Origin of the sequence: Sphingobacterium kyonggiense (assembly GCF_039536825.1) — a bacterium.
Classification (GTDB): Bacteria; Bacteroidota; Bacteroidia; order Sphingobacteriales; family Sphingobacteriaceae; genus Sphingobacterium; species Sphingobacterium kyonggiense.
Genome location: NZ_BAAAZI010000006.1, coordinates 848,549 through 871,158 on the forward strand (window position 1 = coordinate 848,549; position 22,610 = coordinate 871,158).

19 protein-coding genes are annotated in these 22,610 nt (G+C 34.7%); 12 read left to right on the forward strand and 7 right to left on the reverse strand.

The window, feature by feature from the left end; all coding sequences use genetic code 11:
* Nucleotides 1–99: 99 nt before the first annotated feature.
* Nucleotides 100–2,301, reverse strand: a complete 2,202-nt coding sequence (gene bglX / locus ABD676_RS08545; RefSeq protein ID WP_425565276.1) for a beta-glucosidase BglX — start codon at nucleotides 2,299–2,301, stop codon at nucleotides 100–102.
* 180 nt (nucleotides 2,302–2,481) lie between these two features.
* Entirely contained in the window at nucleotides 2,482–3,852 is a 1,371-nt protein-coding gene (locus ABD676_RS08550) for a glucoamylase family protein (RefSeq protein WP_344674214.1), read from the reverse strand.
* Between the two features lie 427 nt (nucleotides 3,853–4,279).
* Here ABD676_RS08550 and ABD676_RS08555 point away from each other — a divergent pair, with 427 nt between their 5' ends.
* From ABD676_RS08555 to ABD676_RS08570, 4 genes are all read left to right on the forward strand, one after another.
* The gene (locus ABD676_RS08555) at nucleotides 4,280–5,062 is read left to right on the forward strand and encodes a hypothetical protein (RefSeq protein ID WP_344674216.1); all 783 of its coding nucleotides are present in this window, start codon (nucleotides 4,280–4,282) and stop codon (nucleotides 5,060–5,062) included.
* A gap of 79 nt (nucleotides 5,063–5,141) precedes the next feature.
* Nucleotides 5,142–6,209 (forward strand): helix-turn-helix domain-containing protein, encoded by a 1,068-nt coding sequence (locus ABD676_RS08560; RefSeq protein ID WP_344674218.1) that lies wholly within the window; start codon nucleotides 5,142–5,144, stop codon nucleotides 6,207–6,209.
* Nucleotides 6,210–6,386: 177 nt separating this feature from the next.
* On the forward strand, nucleotides 6,387–6,716 hold the full coding sequence (locus ABD676_RS08565; RefSeq protein ID WP_344674220.1) for a hypothetical protein: 330 nt from the start codon (nucleotides 6,387–6,389) through the stop codon (nucleotides 6,714–6,716).
* 73 nt (nucleotides 6,717–6,789) lie between these two features.
* Nucleotides 6,790–6,969, forward strand: coding sequence for a hypothetical protein (locus tag ABD676_RS08570; protein ID WP_344674222.1), 180 nt, complete (start codon nucleotides 6,790–6,792; stop codon nucleotides 6,967–6,969).
* Between the two features lie 445 nt (nucleotides 6,970–7,414).
* Here ABD676_RS08570 and ABD676_RS08575 read toward each other — a convergent pair whose 3' ends face one another.
* Together ABD676_RS08575 and ABD676_RS08580 are read right to left on the reverse strand one after the other, a co-directional pair.
* Nucleotides 7,415–9,271, reverse strand: coding sequence for a glycoside hydrolase family 2 protein (locus tag ABD676_RS08575; protein ID WP_344674223.1), 1,857 nt, complete (start codon nucleotides 9,269–9,271; stop codon nucleotides 7,415–7,417).
* Nucleotides 9,272–9,603: 332 nt separating this feature from the next.
* Nucleotides 9,604–10,866, reverse strand: a complete 1,263-nt coding sequence (locus tag ABD676_RS08580) for an NAD(P)/FAD-dependent oxidoreductase (protein WP_344674224.1) — start codon at nucleotides 10,864–10,866, stop codon at nucleotides 9,604–9,606.
* Nucleotides 10,867–11,378: 512 nt separating this feature from the next.
* On the opposite strand from ABD676_RS08580, the gene ABD676_RS08585 reads away from it, so the two are divergent.
* The 6 genes from ABD676_RS08585 to ABD676_RS08610 all read left to right on the forward strand — a co-directional run bounded on the left by ABD676_RS08585 (nucleotide 11,379) and on the right by ABD676_RS08610 (nucleotide 17,498).
* Nucleotides 11,379–13,568 (forward strand): GumC family protein, encoded by a 2,190-nt coding sequence (locus ABD676_RS08585; RefSeq protein ID WP_344674225.1) that lies wholly within the window; start codon nucleotides 11,379–11,381, stop codon nucleotides 13,566–13,568.
* Nucleotides 13,569–13,584: 16 nt separating this feature from the next.
* Nucleotides 13,585–13,791: a hypothetical protein gene (locus ABD676_RS08590; protein WP_344674227.1), complete on the forward strand. Its 207-nt coding sequence runs from the start codon at nucleotides 13,585–13,587 to the stop codon at nucleotides 13,789–13,791.
* Between the two features lie 422 nt (nucleotides 13,792–14,213).
* Entirely contained in the window at nucleotides 14,214–14,336 is a 123-nt protein-coding gene (locus ABD676_RS08595) for a hypothetical protein (protein WP_344674229.1), read from the forward strand.
* A gap of 113 nt (nucleotides 14,337–14,449) precedes the next feature.
* Entirely contained in the window at nucleotides 14,450–16,033 is a 1,584-nt protein-coding gene (locus tag ABD676_RS08600) for a fimbrillin family protein (protein ID WP_344674231.1), read from the forward strand.
* A gap of 78 nt (nucleotides 16,034–16,111) precedes the next feature.
* The gene (locus ABD676_RS08605) at nucleotides 16,112–16,381 is read left to right on the forward strand and encodes a PqqD family protein (protein ID WP_344674233.1); all 270 of its coding nucleotides are present in this window, start codon (nucleotides 16,112–16,114) and stop codon (nucleotides 16,379–16,381) included.
* Between the two features lie 7 nt (nucleotides 16,382–16,388).
* Nucleotides 16,389–17,498, forward strand: coding sequence for a nucleotidyltransferase family protein (locus ABD676_RS08610; protein WP_344674234.1), 1,110 nt, complete (start codon nucleotides 16,389–16,391; stop codon nucleotides 17,496–17,498).
* A 70-nt stretch (nucleotides 17,499–17,568) separates the two neighbouring features.
* Here the strand turns inward: ABD676_RS08610 and ABD676_RS08615 are convergent, their stop codons facing one another.
* From ABD676_RS08615 to ABD676_RS08620, 3 genes are all read right to left on the reverse strand, one after another.
* Nucleotides 17,569–18,525 (reverse strand): YiiG family protein, encoded by a 957-nt coding sequence (locus tag ABD676_RS08615; RefSeq protein WP_344674236.1) that lies wholly within the window; start codon nucleotides 18,523–18,525, stop codon nucleotides 17,569–17,571.
* A gap of 335 nt (nucleotides 18,526–18,860) precedes the next feature.
* On the reverse strand, nucleotides 18,861–19,199 hold the full coding sequence (locus ABD676_RS18225; protein WP_425565277.1) for a zinc-ribbon domain-containing protein: 339 nt from the start codon (nucleotides 19,197–19,199) through the stop codon (nucleotides 18,861–18,863).
* Nucleotides 19,200–19,317: 118 nt separating this feature from the next.
* Nucleotides 19,318–19,671, reverse strand: a complete 354-nt coding sequence (locus ABD676_RS08620; protein WP_344674238.1) for a DUF2200 domain-containing protein — start codon at nucleotides 19,669–19,671, stop codon at nucleotides 19,318–19,320.
* 225 nt (nucleotides 19,672–19,896) lie between these two features.
* Here ABD676_RS08620 and ABD676_RS08625 point away from each other — a divergent pair, with 225 nt between their 5' ends.
* Both ABD676_RS08625 and ABD676_RS08630 read left to right on the forward strand, forming a co-directional pair.
* On the forward strand, nucleotides 19,897–21,276 hold the full coding sequence (locus ABD676_RS08625) for a DUF1800 domain-containing protein (RefSeq protein ID WP_344674240.1): 1,380 nt from the start codon (nucleotides 19,897–19,899) through the stop codon (nucleotides 21,274–21,276).
* A 12-nt stretch (nucleotides 21,277–21,288) separates the two neighbouring features.
* On the forward strand, nucleotides 21,289–22,476 hold the full coding sequence (locus ABD676_RS08630; RefSeq protein WP_344674242.1) for a DUF1501 domain-containing protein: 1,188 nt from the start codon (nucleotides 21,289–21,291) through the stop codon (nucleotides 22,474–22,476).
* Nucleotides 22,477–22,610 lie beyond the last annotated feature (134 nt).

Here is a 22,610-nt window from a genome sequence, read left to right on the forward strand (position 1 = left end):
TAGACAATAAAATTATTTGTCCATTAAATGAATAAAAATAAAGGGATTCAGCATAACTGAATCCCTTTTGTTGTCAAACACAAAAATCAAGTATATACTTTATAAAAGCTCAAAGCTTGTTTCTTGTACATCTCTAGAGTTTCCACCAATAAATAGGCGGAATTCACCTGCTTCAGCCACAAGTTGTAGCGACTGATTATAAAATTTCAAATCTTCTTCCGTGATGGTAAATTCGACTTTTTTCGATTCCCCTTTCTTTAAGAAGATTTTTTGAAACCCTTTTAATTCTTTAACAGGACGTGTAATCGAGCCAACTACATCTTGAATGTATAATTGTACTACTTCTTGTCCATCATAATTTCCATCATTCTTTAAGGTAATAGTTGCCTTTAATTGTCCATTCCTATCGAACTGTTTATTACTTAGTTGTAAATCTGTATAGGTGAATTTTGTATAGCTAAGTCCGTATCCAAAAGGGTACAGGGGGTCATTGCTGACATCCAGGTAATTGGAACGGAATTTTTGAAACCAAGCGTCCTTTGCTAATGGTCTACCTGTGTTTTTATGGCTATAGTATAAAGGAAGTTGTCCAACATTTTGAGGGAAGGTCGCAGGTAATTTTCCTGATGGGTTTACATCGCCAAAAAGTACGTCAGTTACTGCCTTGCCCGTTTCTGTACCACCAAACCAAACATTCAAAATGGCAGGTACGTGTTTGTCTTCCCAAGTCAAGGTCATTGGTCTACCTGCAAAGAGTACTAAAACGACTGGCTTACCGGTTTGAAGCAATGCCTCTAATAGCCTTTTCTGGCTCGCTGGGATGTCTAAATTCGTTCGGCTAGAGCTTTCTCCGCTCATCTCCGAGCTTTCGCCTAGGGCAGCTATAATCACGTCTGCATCTTTGCTGGTCGATAAGGCTTCGGCGATTATTTCCTCCGATGAACGTTCATCTCTTGGGATTTCCCGACCGAACATGGTAGAACGTTCCTGTAGTTTTGGGTCATCCGTTAGATTGGCGCCAAGATGAGTGACTATTTTTACCTTATTGCCTAGAACTTCACGCATTCCTTCTACCAAGGATTGAGTTTTTCCTAAGTCCGCACTGACACTCCAAGTTCCGGGCATATTAGCTCCTGAATTAGCTAATGGACCAATTACAGCTACTGTTCCTTGTTTTTTCAAGGGTAGCGTTTGTTGGTCATTTTTTAATAGTACAAAGGATTTTCCAGCTGCTTCGCGAGCAAGTTTCAAATGTTCAGATTTTAAAATTTCTGTTTTTGCCCGTTCTTCATTGCAATAACGAAATGGATCATCAAATAATCCTAATTTATATTTTGCTTCCAAAACTAATCGACAAGCTCGATCGATGTCTTCTATTTTTACTTTTCCTTCTTGTAAGGATTTCTTTAGTGTGGTTAAAAATCCTTCACCGACCATATCCATATCCACACCTGCATTTAAGGATAATGCTGATACTTGTTGTAAGTCACCTAATCCATGATCAATTAGTTCATTAACGGCTGTATAATCGGTGACCACAAGACCTTTGAATTTCCACTGTTCTCTCAAAAGGTCTGTTAAGAGCCATTTGTTGGCTGTTGCTGGTACACCATTGATATCGTTAAAGGAAGTCATAATGGTTTGAGCACCGGCATCTAATGCGGCCTTGTAAGGAGGTAGGTATTCATTATACATGCGGTGTAAACTCATGTCGGTAGTATTATAATCTCGTCCAGCTTCAGATGCACCATACAATGCAAAATGTTTTACACAGGCCATTAAAGTATTATACTCACTTAAGTCTTCACCTTGATAGCCAATTACCATTTCTTTAGCAATTTGTGAAGTCAAATAGGTGTCTTCACCACTACCTTCAGAGATACGACCCCAACGGGCATCTCTAGAGATATCAACCATAGGAGAGAAGGTCCAGTTTATGCCATCAGCGGATGCTTCAATTGCGGAAATACGTGCTGTTTGTCGAATTAATGGCATGTCCCATGATGCTGCTAAACCTAATGGAATAGGAAAAACAGTTCGGTAACCATGGATTACGTCCATTCCAAAAATAATCGGAATCTTTAATCTGGATTGGTTTATTGCAAGTTCTTGCGCTTTTCGGATTTTAGCAGGACTCGACATGCTGAATATTCCACCAATATTCCCTGCTTTAATTTTTGCCTCCACATCCGTTGATACTACAGATCCTGTGGTGGCTTCGCCAGCAGTTACTAAATTTAATTGGCCAATCTTTTCTTCTAAGGTCATTTTGGACATCAAGTCCGCAATGAATTTATCCATGTTGTTCGCTCTTTTTTGAGCTATAATTGAATTGGAGATAATTAATAATGCTAAACAAAGTATTAATCTTAGGTAATTTTTCATGTGATAAGGGTGTGTAAAGTTCCCGAAAAGAGTGTTCGCCTGTAAGGGGTATAAACTAAGGCTCAGCCTGCAAGAGGCTGAGCACTAACCCACCTATTATTTAATATCAGGGCTTGTAAACCCCAACTTTTTTAATCCTTGTTGAATTTCATCCGCCTGCATAAAAAGCTTCCAGATAAGACCAGTACGGTAATTTTCTATCATAACAACGATAGGACCTTGATCGATGGCAAGATAACGTTGTGGATACCAGTTTTCAGTTTCGCTATAGGCATCATAAAAACCATATTTCCCCCAAACTTTATCGCCTAGTTGTTTGAATAAGTAATTGGCAAAGGCTATCGATTCCTTAGGGGTATAAGGAATAGATGATAATGCGGCAGTAGGACTGATTACCGATTTATCATTGTCTGGATGATGTGCATCATATCCAGCAATGGAATAGCTGGCAGTCCATCCCCATCCTTTGTCTGGTCCATAACCTTTATAACCATTTGGGTTGGCTGCACTATAAGCAATGTTTATTTTTGTGTGGTTTTTGACAATTTCACCATAATCCACGTAAGCATCCTTTAAACCGATCGGGTCAAGCCCTAAAAAGGAGTAATGAGACCAAAATAAAGGGCCTACTTCACCTGGCTTGGCATTATGTTTTGCAGAAATTGGAATGTCAAATTTCTTTAAATCCGATTTTATTTGTCCCGATCTTGCCCAACCTTGATTGTAAACAGCTGTATCAATTGCATGAGACGGAGAAGAGGCTGCAAGGACATAGGTTATTAGGCATTCGTCAAAACCTTGAATAGCATGGTTCATTCCAAATCCATGGGTCTTACTCCAGTGCCAATAAAGTACATTTTGACCATTGGTATAATGTTTCCAATTAATTTCCTTCCATAAATCATCTGCAGCTTTTGCTACAATTTTCTGTTGGTTATTACCACTTTTGAAATATTCGCGAACGACTATTAGTGCTTGCGCTAAAAATGCAGTCTCAACGATATCACCACCATTATCTTTTTCACTAAATGCTTTGACCTTACCTGTATCACCAAAATACCAATGAGACCATGCTCCTTCAAAACGCTCTATTTTTTTAAGATACTCCATGATTTTGGATAAGCGCTCGGTGCCTTCCTCCTTAGAAATAAATCCCCGCTCCATGGCAACAACCATTCCCATTATTCCAAATCCACTACCACCAATAGTAATGACATTCTGATCGTTTTGTGGGTATTCCCCATCAATATGTATTCTTTCGCGTGCAAGACCAGAGGTTGGTTCTGCAGCTTCCCAGAAATATTGGAAGGTTTGACTTTGAATTTTAGTCAATAAAGAATCTGTAGATTGATTAATCTGTTCAGTACTGTCTTTTACTGTCTTTTGTTTTTCCTGTATCTGATTTTGGCAGGAACTCAAGGAAAGTTGTACTATCAGAAATCCTAAAGTTAGTGTTTGAATCTTCATGGTTAGAAATTCGGTTATCTATTTAAGCTAAATATTGTTTATTACTGAAGTTCGTAAGAACTTTGCCCTTAAACATACTGGCTGCTCTATTACAAAGATGTGATGAATAGTTTTTGTTTTAAAATTTTGTAGATATACATTACTACTACAGATATGAAATAGTTTCTCATATCAAAGGTTTTTGTAGGTATATTCTTTACTGTCAGTGCGTTGTTTGATTCAGCTGTTTGACTTTTGTTAAAGATCGGTGTGGGTTATACACCTTCATTGTTGTGAGGTAATGATGTAGTCATATGCAAGAATATTTTAGGTGCAAAACTCATATTTCAATTCGATGCCCCGAGCTTTGATTAAACTTAATCTATACCTTAATTGTTTATCGGTTTACTTATTTCAGAAGTTGGCTGGTTTTTTGTCGGTTGAAAGTATGATTAAACACATTCCAATTCTATACCTTCTTTTCGTTTTATTATCAGCTTGTCAGCAAAATAGCAAAACGGAGAAATCTGTTGTTCTGAAACCTCAAGAACAAAATACGCCGGATACTATTTTGTTCCAGAACGACACTATTGCTATATATAAAATAGATTCTGTTTCATTTTTTAAAGCTAAGGGTCAATTGGAGGTTCCTCAGGATACTTTAGTTTATTATGAAGATATAGATAAGGTGAAGGGGTTTTTGAAGAATCGTGTCACTTTTGCTGGGTACAATGCTGAAACAGATAAAATAGATTCTACTATAGCAGGGAGCTTTTTATCAAAAATAGTTTTTGAGAATGGAGATTCTTTGGTTGCTGGAAAACATGATGTATTATCAGAAATTGGCTTTTGGCGTTATTATCCTTCAGAAGATATTTTATTATGTGAAGGAGGGCATTCGTCCGATTATCCAATTAACCTAAAGACAGGAGAAATGGGAGGAGAGGTTGTCGGAAATCCAGCATATATTGTCGAATCAACGAATAAGATATTTCGATTGAATGGATGGTTTCCTGGTCAGGAATGTTCAGATTACTTTATCCAAAAAAATCAATCAGGAACATATTTTCGGTATGTTGGAATACCTATGGATTTGACAAAGGCATCATTTGACCTATGCAATATTTCAAGCATATTTTGGGATGGAGATCAAATTATATATTTCAGAAATGATTTTTATAAGTATGGAAATGATCCACGATCTGGATTTTTTAAGTTGAAAATTAAATAATAGGTTCCAGTTTATAAAGTAGTACTCCTGAAAAGCGTGCTTTTTAATACCTTAGCTCCAGAATAGTAAGGATGCTTTTATGGGTTTTAATGAGATAGTTACGTGCTTTATTAGTGGTGCAATTTTATTGTTGTCATTTTTGTTTTTAACCAATCCATTAAAAGTAAATGTAAAAGGTGACCTTTATTTCGGTATCTTTTTGCTGCTTTGGGCGAGCTTTTGGTTAGATGGATTGATCTTCCCTGGTGAAATACCGACTTATGTTTATTACCCTATACGATTATTACAATTTTTCTGTGCTTTAACTTTCTATACCAGTGTGGTATTTTATACGAATCCAGGATATAAATTTGGTAATAAGGACAGTTGGATTCTCATCTTACCAGTTATATTTATTGTTATCCTTTCTTTAAAATCTGAATTAAATCCGAAGATTTTTAATTGTTTGTACCTTATCGTGTTTTTAGGTCAAGCTTTATTTTATACCGTACTTTCTTATTTTAGGATTGTCCGCCACCAAAAGCAAATTGAAGTTTTCTCCGCTAATACAGAACCAATTAACCTAAATTGGATAAAGTATATCATTTATTGTTTTATGGGGTCATCCATTCTATTGATTATACTGAATCTTATAGAAACCGTTCAATCCTTAAATCTCTATATTAATCTTTACTTTTTAGCTGTAATCTATTTTGTGAGTTATTATGGGATTCGTCAAACAGAGATATACCCTAAAGAATTGAATGTATCTACGGATTTAGAGCCAGAAGGAACGTTGGTTCCAGAGCGTAATGCACTTATGTCAAATTCTGAATTAGAAAAAAATAAGGAACAATTGGAATTAATGATGAATGACGAAAAGCCTTATTTGGATCCCGAATTAAATTTACCCAAATTATCCGAAATGTTAGGAATTAGTAGCCATCAGTTATCCTATGTGATCAATCAAGGGTATGGGATGAATTTCTTCAATTATGTTAATGGGTACAGGATAGCAAAAGCAAAAGATTTATTGAAGGATAAAAATTATGATCATCTAACCATTTTAGCCATTGCTTATGAGTCTGGCTTTAATTCAAAAACAGCCTTTAATAACACCTTCAAAAAGATCACTTCCATTACACCATCCACATTTAAAAACACTTAAAAAAGTAAACAAAAGAAACTTGTTAAAATCAATATGTTCAGTACTATAAAGTAGGACTTGTATATCGTTGATAATTAGCTTTCTATTTGAATTTTTGAGATTTGTCCTTTCCTATAAATTGGAACACATAACTGTTTAGGAATTGTCAATTTTAAATCGATTAAAATGATTTTAAATATGGCTACTTTAATTCTAGATTCGAATAAAAATTATTCTCAGGTTGTAGAAATGATCATCTCGGCAAATAAAGGAGATTTATGGGAGGCAATTTCGGAGTATAAACTCATGAAACAATGGGATCTATATCCTGAAAGATTAAAAGAACTTCATGTCATAGAAGAAAGACAGTCGCTTTCTATCTGGGATTTAGAGGAGGATAAAGAGCTTATAATAAATTTACTTGAACTAGGTTCTAAAATTAAGATTCAATTCTTGACTTCGAATAGTGGCTATTCATTAAGTTTTTTAACCCAAAGCCTGACACGCTTAAGCGCTATGTTTGATTAATGGCTATGAAATTTAGATATTCCTTTTTATAGCTAAAAGAAAGCTTATTTTTGTGGCTTAAAATCACACGGTCATGAGAAAGAAGACCTGGTTAGGCAGAAATATTAACGAGATCAAGCAAACTATTTTTCCAGATAATCCAGATGATACCCCGTCACAAAGGATGGGGAAGAAAATTGGATGGTTTATGTTTATTTTAATTATGCTATGTTGTTCTGTCGCCATGCTTATTGCCGTATCTTTCGCGCATTAATAACTCTATTCTTAGATCCTTTCTGTTTGTTTTATATCTTGAGCTGGTTTGTAATCCGGTATTTAAGGAATAGGGACATTATTGTACCCTATTTGAATAATTGGTTAACAGATTTTGTGTTTATCCCACTAATTTTTCATGCTGTTTCACTAATCGGATTGATGATTTTTAAGGAGCGTTATTTATACAAGTTTCCGCTTTGGTTGATCCTTTTTATTTGTTCTTACTGCTCCTTATTTTTCGAAGTTTTGGCTCCGAGGTTTACTAGCTACAACACAGCAGATTGGGCAGATGTATTATTTTACTTCATAAGTGGATTATTCTATTATTTTATTCATCAACCTTATTTGACAAAACGTATTGCCCGGCTACAAATCAGTTGGGATAGAATTATAACTAATAAAGGCTAACGTATAAATGTTAGCCTTTTATATTATGCTAGGTTCTATTGTTTTATTAGCTCTTTATTGTAGAGTTTAAAATTGAGTTGCCTTAATTCATCTGCAGGGATTTTGATAACCTTTCTGTCATAGGTCATTAATCCATTGGTTTCAATTTCCACATCTGTGGTTTGTGTATATACAGCTGCAGATAAACCAAGTGGAATTAACCTGCTTAAACTCTCTGTTAATCCACTGTATTTTTTCTTTAATTCGTCAACATTTTTAAAGGTTTGGTATCCCCAATTGTCTTTTTGTTGCCATGTATGACCTTCAACAGGTAAACCTAGCCCTCCAAATTCTCCGAGAGCCAAAACATAGTTACTGCCGTACAGTTCAGGGCTTGGCATGGCTGCATCAGGATAATTATGGATGTCGAATATATGGCCAGGTGCATTAAAGTTACCTCCAGAAGCACCATTTACTAATCTAGATGGATCATTTTTGATGGTCCAGTCCACGATTTCCTTCGATTTAAACTGGCCCCAACCTTCATTGAATGGAACCCAGATAACAATGCTAGGGTAGTTATGCAATTGAGCCATTATGGCTTTCCATTCTTTTCTATAAATTGCTTCTGATTCTGGACTACGATCTTTGTCATGCTTATCAGAAGTAATTTTGCCAGGTTGCATATCCCATACATTCCCGCCAAGGTCGCCGCTTGGCATGTCTTGCCATACCAACATGCCAATACTATCGCAATGCCTATACCAGCGAGCTGGTTCTACTTTTATATGTTTTCGAATCATATTAAAACCCATTTCTTTGGTTTTAATAATGTCATACATTAAGGCATCATCGGAAGGTGCTGTATGTAGTCCATCAGGCCACCAACCTTGGTAAAGTGGTCCATAATGGAAGACAAATTCATCATTTAAATACATGCGCTGAATACCCTTTGCATCTTTCTTCATGCTGATTTTGCGCATAGCGAAGTAACTGCTAACTTCATCAATAACTTTTCCTTTTCTAAGCACCTTAACTTTAAGGTCGTATAAATGCGGGCTATTAGGACTCCATAGTTTAGGATTGTTGATTGGAAGGGAAATGGCACTTTGGTCAACAGCGCTTTTTATCTCGGCAATTTTTTGCCCTTTATCAAAAGCTTCTATTAAGATTTCATCTCCTGGCTTTTTCCCTTGGATATCTGCTGAAAACAATAAGGCATTTTTGTCCAGATCAGGAGTTTGTTTGGTCTTACTAATAAATGTTTCTGGAACTGATTCTAACCAAACGGTTTGCCATATTCCTGAAACCGGTGTGTACCAAATTCCATGTGGGTTATTTATCTGTTTACCTCGGGGCTGTGGACCTTCATTAGTTGGATCCCAAACACGGATTAATATGTCCTGTTTGCCCGACTTTTTTATTGCGCTACTGATGTCAAATCGAAAGGCATCAAAACCACCTTCATGTTGCCCGACGTGTTGCCCATTTACATATACATCACATTGCCAATCTACAGCCTCAAAGTTCAAGAATACCTTGCCTTTATTTACTTTTTTATCAATTTCGATTTGATTGGAATACCATAATGCTTGGTCCTTATTGATTCGTTTTCCAACACCGGAAAGTGCTGATTCAACTGCAAATGGCACCAAGATGTTTCCATCGAATGTTTTTGGTAAATTCTTATCTTCTTTGCTGGAAATCTTATACTTCCATAAGCCATTTAAGTTTTGCCAATTGTTCTGACGGATCATCTGGGGTCTTGGGTATTCTCGATGTACGTTTTGAGGGGTAATCTGTTCTGCCCAGGTAGTCATAATTTTGCTGTTTGTTGGTTTCCAGTCTTGTGCATGGGCAATTGAATGGGCAGAAACAATTAAACATGCCATGGCAAGTGTTTTCTTCATCATGTCGTTTGTTTTAGTTTAAATTGATAAAAAATAGATGTATCGGTAAATAGGCTAATCGAATATACAAGAATAATTTAATAATTAGAACATGAAAATAAAGCTTTATAGATGAAAATATGATAATAAGAGGGGAGCGGCTTGATGATCAGATTTGCCAATAAAAATATAGCTTCCCAAATTTGGGAAGCTAATTTCTAATGTTAAATTTAAAAACACATGGTAATTAAAAAGGTAATTTTTGTTGTTTAAGCCTTGTAGACCTAATTAACAAAGGGATTAAATTTCATCTTTCGATTAATAAGAAATATATCTAGATGAAATTTAAATATTTTCTATACTTCTTCACCTTTCATCATTTTATTCCAATAAAGATGAGGTAAAATGTATTTTTTCAATAGCCACAATCGCCAATGTTCTTTGCTGCTGTCTTTAATAAACAGTTGTTTTAGCTTAGGATCGGGCGTGAATTCGTTTTTGTAATTAAATTCCGCCAAGACCATTTTGCCATATCCTGTTACCAATGGACAGGAAGAATAACCTTGATAGGATTTATTGTCAGCAATTTGACCATGAATTATTTTTAATAAGTTATCAACTACTATTGGAACCTGCTTTCTAATTGCGGCCCCGGTTTTTGCTGTTGGCAAAGCAGCAACATCACCTAATCCAAAAATATCTGGATGTTTTTTATGTTGCATGCTGTTTATATCCACATCTAGCCATCCTGCTTCATTGACAAGACTTGATTTCTGAATGAATTTTGGAGCTGTCTGTGGTGGGGCCAAATGTAAAAGGTCAAAGGGTATTTCAATAGTATCTTGTTGATCAGGAACGCCCTCGGTACCATCATCTTTGTTGATAACACAAGCGTTGTCTGCAGGATTGATGTTTTTAAAAGTGATTATTTTATTATCTGCATCAATTTTAATTGGTGCATAAAAAGGTTTAAAGTCAATATTGTAGCGTTTTATAACTTGCATTAAGGTGTCGGCTATTTTCTTTACGCCAAAAATAACAGAACCTGGAGTAGCAAATGTGATGTTCACCTGATCTGACATATTATTCTTTCGGAAGTAGTCAGCAGCCAAATACATGATCTTTTGAGGTGCACCACCACATTTGATCGGCGTAGTAGGTTGTGTGAAGACGGCATTACCACCTTTAAAATTTTGAATACACTCCCAAGTGTAATTAGGATCTATATAATTACTACAAACGACACCTTTTTGAACAGCTTCTTCTAGTCCTTCAATAAGGCTTAGGTCATTGACCAGACCGCACGCTACTATAAGATAGGTGTATGAAAGTTTTGTTCCATCTATAAGCGTTACTTGATGTTGTTCTGGATCAATTTGATCTACGGCGGTTTGAATCCATTTTACACCTTGTGGTATTAATTCGGACATGGGCTTGACCGTTTTCTTAAAATCATATGCTCCAGCACCTACTAAAGTCCAAGCAGGTTGATAATAATGCTTCTTAGCAGGATCGATTATAGCAATGTCTAAGGATTTATCCTTTTTCATAAGTTGGGCTGCCATCATAATCCCTGCGGTCCCACCCCCAATGATGAGAATTTGATAATCCGTTTTCATAGTTTATAATTTTGTTTAATTAAAAATAAGATTATCAGAAGTTTTGGATTGTAACTTATGTTACTTAAGTACAATATTTTATGAGAATAATCATATTTTTTTTCCTTCAAATCAATCACTTATAGACTAATCTTACGAAACTATAATCTGTTATTTCATTTGCTAACTATTTGGAAAAGAGCAGGCTATTATAATTAATTATCACTTGTTGTTTCATTTTTAGAAATCATTGTTAATAAATAAATAATTTTCACTTCTCTTACGCTAATTTTATTGTAATTTCATGTTGTGATTCAGTATTATTTATTTACCAATTAAAAAGTATCCTATATTTTACATGTTTTGCATTTGTACTACCTGCTGAAAAACTGTTAATCACAAGACGAGAAAGTTAATTTCATAAATTTTCATTGAACCTGTTCATGGAATCGGATTATTCAAATCTAATTTCTGTTGCGAATTTGGTTATTGAAGCATATTGAAAAAAGATCTTAAAATCAACTCGAGGATAAATGGAAAGAAATAAAGCTAAGTCTGAATCTCCGGTGGATAAGGCGCTTGGTTTTCGTTTGATCATGGAGAAATACCTCCATTATTGGAAATGGTTTGTCTTAAGCATTGTAGTGTCCTTATTTATTGGTTTGGTGCATATGCGTTATTCACCACGTATTTATTCGCTATATGCCAAGATTTTATTGCAAGATGAAAAGAAGGCTAGTGGGGATATGGCGGGGCTTTCTGAGCTAGCTAATTTAGCCGGACGAAGCAGTTCCTCTGCAGCATACGTAAATGATCAAATCCAAATTTTACATTCTCGCAGAATTATGCGTAAAGTGGTTGATGCGAATAACTTTCATATTACCTATTTCTTACAGGGACTCATTCGAGAAAATGAAATATTAGAAAAAGACTCTCCAGTTAAACTAATTATTCTTCAGCCTAATCATGAAAGTCTATTAAAGCGCAGCTATCAATTGTTATTAAGGAAAACAAAAGAAGGGTTTGAATATGATGATAAATCTGGAGAAAAAATTCCAATAACAATTGGCAATGAGTTTAATAGTCCAATAGGGAAGATAAAGCTTGAGGTTGGATTTTCAAGTTTTTGGAAGGGTGATTTACGGATTTCTTACATACCTAAAGAAATTGCTGTGGACATTTTAAGATCTAAAGTGAAAATTGCACCTAACAAGGATGTGCTGTCCTTCGCTATTGATTTTGTTCTACAATATCCCTCCCGAGAAAAAGGAAAACAAATATTGAATTCACTTATAGATCAATATAATAATGATGCGTTGGATGATAAAGCAAAGGTTTTTAAATCTACAACAGATTTCATTAATTCGAGGTTGAGGATAGTTTCAAATTCTTTAAATGCGACTGATTCGCGAATGGAGCAATTTAAGGCACAAAATAAAACACATAATTTACAAGCTGAATCAATAAAATATTTAGAAGCTGGTTTCCTTGATGAGGCAGCATACAAGGCTCATCAAGTTCAATACGATGTGCTTGAAATGCTGGAAAAGTTTGTTGATGAGGACCCCTCCACTTTACTCCCTGTCAATTTGGGCTTCTCAGATCAGGCAATTATTGAGCTAATAAAAGATTATAATCAACTTCAATTGGAGCGGATGGAATTGATGCAATCTGCTAAAGAGGATAATCCTGTCGTTCAAGGCATAAATAATAATTTATATGCTTTAAGACAAAATATCAGAGTTGCCATACAGAATTTAAAGAAAATAGCCTCGGCAAATACCAGGATGTTCAAGAGTCAAAAAGTCAGCTATAAGAATAGATATGAAGCTATGCCATTTCAGGAAAGGCGCTATAAAGAGATTAATAGACAACAAAAAATTGTAGAGTCAATATATTTATTTCTGTTGCAAAAATTAGAAGAAAACGAGATTAATCTAGCTGCAAGGCCATCACATTTGAAAATTGTAGATGACGCTTATGGTACATGGAACCCTGTTTCACCTCGTAAGATATATGTTTTGTCGATTTCATTGGTGATTGGGTTATTAGTTCCTTTTTCCGTGTTGTATGTCAAGTTCAATCTGGATGTGAAAGTTCATAATAGGGAAGATATATTAGCAGTTCTAGATATACCTATAGTAGGAGATGTGCCAAGTTCCAAGCATGAAATTCAGCAAAATGGAGATCGATCGTCATTAGCAGAGGCCATGCGTATATTGAAAACTAATATTCATTTTTTAATACAGGAAAAAGGTAATTCAGCTCAAGTTTACTTTGTGACTTCGACCCTTGCTGGGGAAGGTAAATCTTATATTGCAAGCAATCTAGCTAAAGTTTTGGCAATGTCGGGTAGCCGAGTTTTGTTAATTGGGGCAGATATCCGTTCTCCGAAGATTCTACATTATTTAGGACTATCCTATTTAAAGCATCAGTACAGGGGATTATCTGATTTTCTAATAAATCCTGAGATGCAAGTTGATGAGATTTTAATAAAAGAACCTAACCAGTTGAAATTTGATTTAATATATTCAGGATATATTCCGCCAAATCCTGCAGAATTATTAATGAATGGGCGCTTTAGAGAATTAATAACAACTGTGAAGCGAAAGTATGATTATGTAATTGTCGATACAGCGCCAGTTGGTTTAGTTGTTGACACCATACTGCTTGCTAAATTAGCAGATTTAACTTTGTATGTCGTTCGAGCAAATTATAGATAAGCGAATGTTGCCATTGATGAGTGAAATATACAGCAAAAAGAAGTTGTATAATATGGCTGTTGTTGTTAATGATGTGGATTTTAAATATGATTACGGCTACGGATATGGTTATGGCTACGGATATGGCTTAGATCATAGTTTAAATGATGGATCCATGGCGACTCCTTCTTGGAGAAAAAAGATGGCTAAATGGTGTAAATATATAAAGAAGTGGGTTTCGTAAATTGATTAATAACAAAGAATTTAACTCTATTGTGCTAATAAGAGCTTTTTTTTGATGTCTTAGTATATATTAGCGTAATTACCTGTGTAAATTTTATCGATAATCAATTAAACCAAGAAAATATTAACATAAATTCAATTTTATTCTTGCTATATTGATTTCTTATTATTAAAATTGTTATCATATTCTAGAACACGTCGTATTATAGATATTATAGTTAAAATATTAGAATTTTTCTCTCCTATATAAAGTTTACCCTGAATTATTAGCCGAATCTTTAATTTTTCAAAGACAATCTCTCGTTTTTTCTTATTTGAATTTGATTAATCAATGGATAAAAATTAATCCTATTAATATATATTAACCAAAATAAATGAAAAGTTATGATAAATGATGAAAAAAAAGATTATGTAATTCCTAGCATGACTTCTGTGCTAGTCGAACTTGAACATGCTATTGCTGCAGATTCTGTTACTGCTTCGCCCAATCCTAGTATTAATGATTGGAATGGTGGTACTGGTGGCAGCAATGATGGTGACCTATAAATTAAAATCCTATGAAAAAAATTATGAAAAGATTTCAAAGTATAAAGCAACATAAGATTACAATTGTAATGCTAATTGCTGGATTTATTTATTTTTCTTGGAGCTGTTCAAAAATGAGCTCAGAAATAAATAATCCATTAGAGAAGTTAAGTTTACAGGTTAGAGTTTTGGGGATTGATGAAACTGTTAGACAAGCAAATACAGGTTCACAAGCAAGGATAGGGTTTGAATCTCCATCCTTGGCACCAACACAAGAATTTGCAGGATTTGATGCAACTGTTGAAGTTGACCATCAACTACAACCAAAGGGTAGAAGGGCTATCCTAAAGTCTAGTTCAAAAAACAGTAAGGGAAATAGTTTATATGGTGCATTAATGGATCCAGGCGTAAAGTATAGGTTGTTTTTGTATAAGGCTGATAATACTTTTGTGAGTTCAACTGTATTAACTTCAGATATTGCTACAACTATTGCAGTGGAGGCAGGTGTATCCTATAAATGGTACGCTTTATCCTATAATTCCAGTGAGTCACCAATGGATATTGATCCACTAAACCCCTCTGTTACTACATTAAATATGCCCGAAGGCAAAGATATCCTATATGATGCAGGTACATTCAATGTGCCAACAGGACCTACGCCAATTAATGTGGCCATTAATATTCTTTTCAACCATAAGGTTTCCAGGATTGGGGTCGAGTTAAACAGTATGGGCATGTTTGCAAACATGACTGCAGGTACAGTTTCTATTTCTGGTTTGACATTAAATACTGGAACTTTTGATATTAGTGATGGTACATGGAAGTCTTACACGCCTTATTCTGCAAGTTTAGACTGGACTAAATTTGGAAATATTGATCCTGCTTACTCCGATCGTAAAATAGCTTATTTTTTTACTGCAAAAGAGGAGTTGATAAGTGGGATTGGCGTTCAATTAAGCGGTTTGGACTTAGCAATTGATGATAATTCTACTCGATCATTTAATACTCTATTAGCAGCAACACCATCTGTGTTTAATTTTAATGTTACTCCCCAAGTAGCAAATGATCATAGACTTTTGATTAATCTTATAGAATCGCCATTAACAATTGGAGGGAAAAAATGGGCAAGGACAAATTTATATTATGTTGCAGGTCACAATCCATACCGTTTTCATCACACCTATGCACATACTGCTGCTCGAAACAGCTTTTTCTCCTTCAAAGGTGTAATTCCAGAGAATTTTGGCATAAATGGAGATCCATGTGCCTTGGTTTATCCTGCTGGTAAATGGATTCAACCATCAGATACTGATTTTCGAAATGTCATTACAACATTAGATACCTATACAACAAATGGATCAATTGGGGGTTTAGGTTATTTTGAATATTCGAATTCAACGGGGACAGCAGCTCCATATCCTGGGAAAAACTTGCGATTTAATTTTAATGGGGGAAGTACTGATGTTACCGTTTTAGGAGGAGTAGTAAATGTGACCTTAGGAAACTATGGTGATATCGCTGAGATCTGGACTTCCAGTTCAGGATTAAATTTACCACTAGATGTTGCACTTAGTGCATGGCATTACAATGGAAAAATGAACCTTACTATTAAAGAGGATGTTGTAGCAGCTCAACTTCTAAATGTTACTGCCTTAGGAGTGGATGTTGTTGAATCCCCATTTAAAAATATACGTTGTATTAGAGCACCTGGACAATAAGTTCTACTGTTAATCATTCCATCAAGCGGCTGGTCTCCAGCTGCTTGATTTATCTAGTTATACTACCTAAATAAACCTATGAGAATTGATGAAAATATAACGGTTCGTAAAATTGCTGATGAATATCTGGTTTTGCAGCCGGGTTTGGAAATGTTGGATATGGCGAAAGTATACACGCTTTCAGAATCTGCAGCATTGATTTTAAGTAATTTTAAAGGCATAGAATTCAATAGAGATGATGCACTTCAGGTTTTACTTCAGCATTACCAAGTAAGTGAACAACAAGCGAAAGATGATTTAGATAGAATCATTAATCAATTTATTGCTGAAGGAATGATTCAAGAATAAGAACGAGATGAGCGACAAGGATTTATGGTTAAATAAAACATCAGTTAAAGCATTTTTGGCATTATTGAAATCAAGTCTATGGGATATTCCGCTTTCAGATGAATATTTAGAAAAATTGAATTTTGAAGATTGGATTTCTATTTACCGAATAGCTTATTTTCAGACTGTGGATGGTCTTATTGCAGAACGAATTACAGATCTACCTGATGACCTTTTGCCAGAGCAAACTCTTCGGTATAAATTTATGTTGAGGTCGCAGCAAATTCAAGAGTTGAATGTCCGCATGAACCAAGTAGTTGGTGAAATGGCCATGCTATTCAAACTAATAGATTTAACCCCGATTTTGCAAAAAGGGCAGGGGATTGCTCAATATTATCCGAAACCTCTTCTCCGAGTTTGCGGTGATATTGATTGGTATTTCCCAAAAAATGGTCCTTATGAAGAGGCGTATTTATTAATGGATGAACTTACCAATAATGTTAATTACCATGCGAATTACAGTTGCGGATATACTTGGAAAGGCCTGCATGTAGAACATCATCAACATTTAATACAAATTAGAAACCCTTGGAAACAAAACTTTTTGCAAGCTTTGTTAGATCAAGAAAAAAGTATTCAGTCTACTATTCGAATCGGTACTGAAAATATTCCAATTCCGAAACCGGTTATTAATTCAATCATGATTAATATGCATATCCTTAATCATCAGATAGGCTATGGGATAGGTCTGAGACAAATGTGTGATGCAGCTATGTTATATGAATCTGTTGGGACACAATTGGATGCTGATTACTTGATCCATGTATATAAAAAACTTGATGTATTAAAATGGATCCATGTCTTTCATCAGACTTTAGTTGATGGCCTTGGTTTAGATGAACGGAAATTACCTATAGCATTAGAAAGAAGGAAAGATTCGACTTGGATGATGTCGGATATTTTATACGCAGGTAACTTCGCTTTTCATGACCCTAGATATCCAGATATTACTAAACCATTTGCAAGAGTCAAACGAGTACCTCGTTTGTTTTATAGCTTCAAGAAATTCTTTCCTTTGGCACCAATAGAAACTATTTCTTTTCCAATTATGCAGGTTCTTACAAAATTTCATCGTTAGGATTTTCATTAAAAAAAGGGTCTACATATTGAATTGTAGACCCTTTATTAATGTATGAAGTGTAGTTTGTTTAATTGACAAAAGAATTATAATTGGAAACAACCGATTGTGTGCTGCGATCTAAAGTCTCTAAATTAGACTCTGATACATTTCCAGTTTCATTTAATTCTCGCTGAATAATACGTAATTTGCCTAAATATTCGTTTATTTCATCATTGAAGCTGATAAACCTGCGGTTTTCGCTAGCAAATTTCTCATCCTTGATTGGGTTATCCTTGCTTTTGTTGTACATGGTTTCCAATTCTTTATATTGGGACTCTAAAGTAGCCTTGAAACTATTCATATCCGAAATTTGATAGGTTCCTTCAGTAATTTTTTGTGTGTAGTCCATTAATTGACGAGCAGTGATGATCTGATCCTTATAAGGGTGATCCTTTAAGATTTTCTCTTCTGCTTTTTCAGCCTCTGGTTTTAAAGCGTCAAATAAAGATTTGGAAGCATTTCTATTTTTCTTGATTTCTGCTAATGCTCTCACTTTAATGTCTTCAATTTTCTTGCCTTTATCCTCTTTCCAATCTTCAGCAGATTTGTAAGCATCAAGCTCTTTATGGATTCTTTTTAAGGCTTCAAAACTCCCAGTTAGACTATCAATCCATTCGCTATAATTTCCTTTTAAACTGCTAGGAGCTTTTAAATTATCCATTCCACCAACAATCACAGGCGTAATTAAAATAGGAGGAATAGCTACTGCATTTGGATTGGTCAATTTTGTTTGGACAAATTTTTCAAACCCATCTACTGCATTCATAAAATTACGGATGTAAGTATTATGGCTGTTTTCAACGCGAACCAATCGGTTATTGAATTCGATAATGGCGTCTGCATCTTCTTTATCGTTACTTGATCCAAATAATCCACCAGAACTTTCTGTAGAATCGCCAGATTCTCCTTTTTTACCAGAATTATTGCAACTGGCAAATAAGGATAGAGCAAGGGTACTGCAAATGATAATCTGTGTAATTTTCATAATGAGCTGTTTAATAGTTGTACGAAGTATTTGTTTATAAGATTGTTAGCTAAATCCATGGTGTATACCATTTATTAATCTTATTAATCATGCATCATGCCAAGAATAGATTTGGATTATTCTCTAAGTTTATATTTTTAGAATAGAATGATCCAAAATTGATTAAAAACCTGCTCTAATTACAATTAAAATGGATTTTTAAGGATTGAAATAACGACATTCTCAGATATGTAAATTGGTCGTGTAAACTTTCTTTTTATTTAAAAATAGTAGCAATCCCTATACAGCGATTTAATATTATTGTGTCCGAAAAGGTTTAAACTGGGACGCTCTATTTAGCCTTTTATGATATGTGTAATAACGCTGATAAGTATAAATAGTACAATTACTAATAAAATAATGTAGGTGAACCAGGGCGTTCTTAATTGTTTTCGAGTGGAATGAGCCTGAGCTTTTAATTCAGGATCCATTTGATTCAACTTTAATAGCTGCTTACAGTGCGTGCAAGTGGAAAAGCTTTCACGCCAAAGTGGAAATAGGGGGATCCAAAATATATGAAAGTATCGTTGGTTATGGACTAATGCCATAGTGTTTTCTTGATGACAGTAATTACAATTCATTGAGATTGGTTCTGCAGCAAGGCGTGTTGTATTCGTTCCGAAAATAAAAAACATAAGCTTTCAGTTTTGGGTTTTATGACTAGTGTTATTTTTTTTAACTATAAGCAATTATAAGTCCAAATCTTATCTGATTCTTATGATGATATACTATTTGATTTTAAATACTAATAGACTAAGTTCGAAGGATTTTTTCCATAGCTTTACCTTTTGCAAGTTCGTCAATTAATTTATCTAGGTATCGGACTTGTTGCATCAATTTATCTTCTATTTCTTCTACACGGTACCCGCAGATTACCCCAGTAATTTTATTTGCATTTGGATTGATTTCTGGAGCTTGACCGAAGAAGTCCTCAAAATTTGTTTTATTATCTAGTTGCTCTTTTAGACTTTTTTCATCATAGCCTGTTAACCAAAAGATGATTTGATCTACTTCTTCTTTTGTTCGTCCTTTCTTCTCTGCCTTTTGAATATACAATGGATATACTCCAGCAAATGACATTTTATATACTCGTTCTAAGTTTTTCATGTTTTAATAAATAGGTATTATACTAATATAAGCATAGAATTGAACTGTCAATCATATAACAGCTAAAAAAAGTATTGATAGATGATATTAATTTTTAATTGCATCATGGAGTTTTAAGAATTGATACATTTTTATTTTCTAAAAATACGTAAATTAGTTCTAGAAAAGACTGGGAATCAAGTGGTAGATACTCCTTCTAATTTGATTCTATCAACTACCGAAAAAATGAAAGACAATAGTTTAAATCACAAGTTACATTTGCTGTGGAGAGCGGGATTTGGACCTTCCTATCTTCAGATTAAGAATCTGAAAAATATGGAGTTATCAGAGTTATTCCAAAGTATTTCCGGATTGGATCCATTTCAACGTATTAACTATGTGGAGGAACAAGTGTCAGAAGTCTATTCGGAACAAGAGGGAGATAATGCAGAGCTTAGGAAAGCACAGCAACGTAGGAATAGGAAACAAAACCTAGACTTAAATCTGGATTTTCTAGACCGAATGGTGCATTCAAAAACGCAATTAAGAGAGAAAATGGCTTTCTTTTGGCATGGTCATTTTGCCTGTAGAACAGTTAATCCTAAATATAATAGACAGCTATTAAATAGTATTCGGCGAAATGCTTTGGGCAATTTCAAGGAATTGCTATTTGATGTCAGTCAGTCTCCAGCGATGCTAAGTTTTCTTAATAACCAACAAAATAAGAAAGGGCATCCAAATGAGAATTTTGCACGAGAGGTAATGGAATTGTTTACGATGGGGAGAGGGAATTATTCGGAGAAAGATGTTCGAGAAGCTGCCCGTGCTTTTACTGGATGGGCTTTTGATAGAAATGGAAAGTTTCTTGAACGAAAAAATCAACATGATTCTAATGAGAAGACTTTTCTTGGTGAAACAGGAAATTTTGATGGATCAGATATATTAGAAATTATTCTTTCGAAGAAGGAAACTGCTAAGTTTATTACGCAAAAAATATATCGATTTTTTGTTAATGAACAGTTGGATAATAATCGAGTTGATGCCTTAAGTCTGGAGTTTTATAATTCGAATTACGATATTATGAAATTGATGAAATCGATTTTTAACAGCGATTGGTTTTATGAAACTAAAAATATTGGAAATCGAATTAAATCTCCTATCGAATTATTAGCAGGAATGATGCGATTCCTGCCAATGACTATTGAAAGAAATGAAAGTTTAGTTGAATACCAACGTCTTTTAGGTCAGATGCTACTTTATCCTCCAAATGTGGCAGGATGGCCGAGTGGCAAATCTTGGATTGATAGTTCTACTTTAATGCTTCGTTTACAAATTCCTCAAATATGGTCAGGCTTAAGACCAATGGATTATGAAGCTCGAGAAGACGATGACCTGGATATGGGATTGAACAATAAACGAAACCCATTGAACAGGCAATTTAAAGATCCCAAGATTGTGATCGACTGGGCTAAAGTGGAAGGGAGTTTTAAAAATTCAGAAATTGCTGATTATTTAATTCAGACTAACGATAAGTCCATCCTAAAACTAACAGATCGATTTTCATCGGATAATTTGAAATCCAAAGTTATCAATCTAATGTCTACACCAGAATATCAGTTAATGTAATAGCTAAAGGTTATGATTATTAAAAGAAGAGAATTTTTGAAGATAGGCTCATTAGCTTCAGCATCGCTTTTTATACCTAATTTTTTAAAGGCATTAGAAGGAGACCAATCCTTAGCAGCTAGACCCAATGTTTTGGTGGTCTTGCAATTTACAGGAGGAAATGATGGTCTAAATACCATCATCCCAACGCAAAACGATATTTACTTTAAAGAGCGTCGTAAAATTGCGGTTCAAAACTCTTTAAAGTTAACAGATGAAGCAGGTATAAATCCTAACCTAAGTGCTTTTAAGTCATTATATGATGCAGGTGAATTGGCTATTTTAAATAATGTTGGTTATCCAAATCCTGATAAGTCTCATTTTAGAAGTATGGATATTTGGCATTCGGCAAGTAGGAGTGATGAGTATTTGGAAACAGGATGGCTAGGTAGATACTTGGATGAGGCGTGCTACGATTGTCCACATCCAACGCAAGCACTGGAAGTGGATGATATGCTTAGTTTGGCTTTGAAGGGCAAAAAGAACAAGGCATTTGCCTTTAAGGAGCCAAGGAAACTTTATCAACTTAGTCAAGAGAATTATTTTAAAGCCTTATCCGAACAACATTCCCATGAAGAGGAAACAGTTTCTTATTTATATGAAACATTAGGATCTACAATAAACAATGCGGACTATATATTCGAAAAAAGTAAGGTTAAATCAAAACCGGCAGAATATCCAAACACAAACTTAGGTAGAGAATTTAAGACCATTTCTTCTTTAATCAAGTCTGATATTAATACTCGGGTTTATTATTTGTCAATAGGCAGTTTTGATACACATGTTAATCAACATGATAAACAGAGTAAGCTTTTTGAGGAAATTAATGGGGCAGTGGCTGCTTTTGTAAAAGATTTGAAGCAGCAAGGTTTATTTAAAAACACGATGTTAATGACATTTTCTGAATTTGGAAGACGGGTTGCCGAAAATGCTAGTAATGGTACTGATCATGGTACTGCCAATCAAATGTTTTTCATTAGTGGTGGTTTAAAGAAGAAGGGACTATTAAACGCATTGCCTGATTTAGGAAACTTAAATGAAGGAGACTTGATTTATACGGAGGATTTTAGGAAAGTTTATGCCACTGTACTAAAGAATTGGTTGCAAGCAGATGAAAGTAAGATATTAGGTTGGAAAAATGGGTTGTATGATTTTGTGTAGTGGATTAATATTTTACATCATTCCATGAATAAAATTCCTCATTCAACAAAGAGAATACTTTAATATCTAAATATTCATTATTTACAAACCTTGCTTGTCTTACACTTCCATCATCCTTGAGTAATTCTGTTCAT

Excerpts from the sequence above, each read along its gene's own strand:
- bglX (WP_425565276.1), bottom strand. The coding sequence starts at position 2,301 with ATGGATAAATTCATTGCGGACTTGATGTCCAAAATGACCTTAGAAGAA.
- ABD676_RS08550 (WP_344674214.1), bottom strand. The coding sequence starts at position 3,852 with ATGAAGATTCAAACACTAACTTTAGGATTTCTGATAGTACAACTTTCC.
- ABD676_RS08555 (WP_344674216.1), top strand. The coding sequence starts at position 4,280 with ATGATTAAACACATTCCAATTCTATACCTTCTTTTCGTTTTATTATCA.
- ABD676_RS08560 (WP_344674218.1), top strand. The coding sequence starts at position 5,142 with ATGGGTTTTAATGAGATAGTTACGTGCTTTATTAGTGGTGCAATTTTA.
- ABD676_RS08565 (WP_344674220.1), top strand. The coding sequence starts at position 6,387 with ATGGCTACTTTAATTCTAGATTCGAATAAAAATTATTCTCAGGTTGTA.
- ABD676_RS08570 (WP_344674222.1), top strand. The coding sequence starts at position 6,790 with ATGAGAAAGAAGACCTGGTTAGGCAGAAATATTAACGAGATCAAGCAA.
- ABD676_RS08575 (WP_344674223.1), bottom strand. The coding sequence starts at position 9,271 with ATGATGAAGAAAACACTTGCCATGGCATGTTTAATTGTTTCTGCCCAT.
- ABD676_RS08580 (WP_344674224.1), bottom strand. The coding sequence starts at position 10,866 with ATGAAAACGGATTATCAAATTCTCATCATTGGGGGTGGGACCGCAGGG.
- ABD676_RS08585 (WP_344674225.1), top strand. The coding sequence starts at position 11,379 with ATGGAAAGAAATAAAGCTAAGTCTGAATCTCCGGTGGATAAGGCGCTT.
- ABD676_RS08590 (WP_344674227.1), top strand. The coding sequence starts at position 13,585 with ATGAGTGAAATATACAGCAAAAAGAAGTTGTATAATATGGCTGTTGTT.
- ABD676_RS08595 (WP_344674229.1), top strand. The coding sequence starts at position 14,214 with ATGACTTCTGTGCTAGTCGAACTTGAACATGCTATTGCTGCAGATTCT.
- ABD676_RS08600 (WP_344674231.1), top strand. The coding sequence starts at position 14,450 with ATGAGCTCAGAAATAAATAATCCATTAGAGAAGTTAAGTTTACAGGTT.
- ABD676_RS08605 (WP_344674233.1), top strand. The coding sequence starts at position 16,112 with ATGAGAATTGATGAAAATATAACGGTTCGTAAAATTGCTGATGAATAT.
- ABD676_RS08610 (WP_344674234.1), top strand. The coding sequence starts at position 16,389 with ATGAGCGACAAGGATTTATGGTTAAATAAAACATCAGTTAAAGCATTT.
- ABD676_RS08615 (WP_344674236.1), bottom strand. The coding sequence starts at position 18,525 with ATGAAAATTACACAGATTATCATTTGCAGTACCCTTGCTCTATCCTTA.
- ABD676_RS18225 (WP_425565277.1), bottom strand. The coding sequence starts at position 19,199 with ATGTTTTTTATTTTCGGAACGAATACAACACGCCTTGCTGCAGAACCA.
- ABD676_RS08620 (WP_344674238.1), bottom strand. The coding sequence starts at position 19,671 with ATGAAAAACTTAGAACGAGTATATAAAATGTCATTTGCTGGAGTATAT.
- ABD676_RS08625 (WP_344674240.1), top strand. The coding sequence starts at position 19,897 with ATGAAAGACAATAGTTTAAATCACAAGTTACATTTGCTGTGGAGAGCG.
- ABD676_RS08630 (WP_344674242.1), top strand. The coding sequence starts at position 21,289 with ATGATTATTAAAAGAAGAGAATTTTTGAAGATAGGCTCATTAGCTTCA.